Source organism: Sphingobium sp. D43FB (genome assembly GCF_002312805.1).
Taxonomy (GTDB): domain Bacteria; phylum Pseudomonadota; class Alphaproteobacteria; order Sphingomonadales; family Sphingomonadaceae; genus Sphingobium.
In genome coordinates this window covers 1-1,627 of record NZ_NMUA01000114.1, presented here as the reverse complement: position 1 = coordinate 1,627, position 1,627 = coordinate 1, and the positions used below count along the sequence as shown (strand labels likewise).

General features: G+C 55.9%; 2 protein-coding genes and 1 pseudogene. 1 reads left to right on the top strand and 2 read right to left on the bottom strand.

The features are described 5' to 3' along the window. Nucleotides 1-227: pseudogene (locus SxD43FB_RS23490) on the top strand (IS630 family transposase); the annotation flags it as partial. Between the two features lie 117 nt (nucleotides 228-344). On the opposite strand, the gene SxD43FB_RS23485 reads toward SxD43FB_RS23490, so the two are convergent. Then, complete coding sequence (locus SxD43FB_RS23485; protein ID WP_082919886.1) at nucleotides 345-821, bottom strand: hypothetical protein; 477 nt, start codon at nucleotides 819-821, stop codon at nucleotides 345-347. A 146-nt stretch (nucleotides 822-967) separates the two neighbouring features. Beyond that, nucleotides 968-1,447, bottom strand: coding sequence for a DUF4142 domain-containing protein (locus SxD43FB_RS23480; RefSeq protein WP_255245887.1), 480 nt, complete (start codon nucleotides 1,445-1,447; stop codon nucleotides 968-970). Nucleotides 1,448-1,627: the final 180 nt, after the last annotated feature.

Genomic DNA, 1,627 nt, shown 5'->3' with positions numbered 1-1,627 from the left:
CGACGTCCTGCTCATGGCTCAATGCCGTCGAGGGCTTCTTTGCAAAGTTGACCCGGCGGCGGCTGAAAAACGGCGTCTTCCACTCCGTTGTCGATCTGCAGGCCGCCATCAACCGCTTCATCAAGGAACATAATGAGGCGCCGCGCCCCTTCGTCTGGAAGGCTGACCCTGACCAAATCATCGCCGCCGTTAGGCGCGGGCACCAAATGTTGGAATCAATCCACTAGTACTTTCTTGTTAGTCTCGCCGGAGTTATTGCCCTGCAATGCCAAGCTCACGAGATAATGCGCAGCCTCACACAGCGGCATTGAATTCAATAGCGTCAGCAGCGTCAGCTTTCGTCGTTAATTTTTACTGCCCGGACAGCGCCGTGCGAGCGCTGTTCCACGAAGAAAGCCGCGGCGCGCGAAGCCGGCGTCGATTGCTGACGCCAGGCGTCTTTCGGCCGGAGCTGCGCCCGAAATCTCCCGAACTAAGCCCCGAAACGGTATGATTGTGTTAACAATAGTTTTCCCTCCAGCCTCGGCTAGCCGACCAGCCCTGTTCTCTTTTTTGTTGTTGCCGACGGCAAAATCAGGTCCGAGGACGCTATCGAGCTCCGTGGTTGCGGCCTTGATCTGCGCACAGGATTTCAAACCGGAGAGGCCATATGGATTTTCTTGCGCTCTTTCCAGAATAACTGGAATTTCAGTCTTGGCCGCGCCAATATCTTTCGCCGGCTGAGTGACGATTTCCCGACCGCGGTCAACTGTCTCATCTTTTCTGGCGGGTTGCTCGGGGCTTTGTCCAAGAGCCGCCATGGCAAAAATAAGTATCATCATCCGCCCAATATCCTGAAGACAAGGTTGAAAGCATAAACACGACCGCTGTGGGGTTCACTGTTGCCGCGCTTGAAATAACAGCAGTTGCCCACAAGGGCATGACGATCACATTGAGTGGCGCCCGTGAAGAACGGGCGCCACTATGATCATTGACCGCCGGTCAATGCTGAAGGAAGAAGTGCCTTCCCGTTGGTGAGTTCTTGCTCAAGTGTGGGAACGGCGGTGCCCGCGACTTGCTTCAAGGCTGGGTCGGTGCCGTCTTGCGCATAGCCTTTGTTGATGGCCCATGCCGCCTGCAGTACCTGGGCGGACTGGGATAGATAAAGATTATCGAAGCTGCCGCGCGGCGTCTTCTGGAGCAGCTTCACGAGTGCGGCTCTGTCGGAGGAAAGCGATGACGATGGCGCTTTTATCGTCCGCTGATCGTTGCGCAGCGCGGCCATGAGAGCTTTCTGGGCGATTTGCGCTTCTGTCTGAACACGTTTGGCATAAGCCTTCACATCGTCACGCTGGGCCTTGGTCACGGCGAGCTGCGCCGCTTTTATTTGATAGAGGTTCGCATCCGATGCAGCCATCACAAACGCTGGCTCATTCTGTCCAGCTATCGGTGTCGTGCCGGTATCCATACTCGACATTGAACCTGTGTTCGTTGGCGAAACAGCGTAACCGTCCGATTGTTCTTGCTCTTACCCACAAGTGGTCGCGTGCGTGATTCGGCCTGCCGCGCGCCCATTGCCTGGCTGGAATCACCCATGATTCATTCTCCGGCACCTTTAGATAGTGAGGTGCCGGGATGGAACATAGCT

Excerpts from the sequence above, each read along its gene's own strand:
- SxD43FB_RS23480 (WP_255245887.1), bottom strand. The coding sequence starts at position 1,447 with ATGGATACCGGCACGACACCGATAGCTGGACAGAATGAGCCAGCGTTT.
- SxD43FB_RS23485 (WP_082919886.1), bottom strand. The coding sequence starts at position 821 with ATGATGATACTTATTTTTGCCATGGCGGCTCTTGGACAAAGCCCCGAG.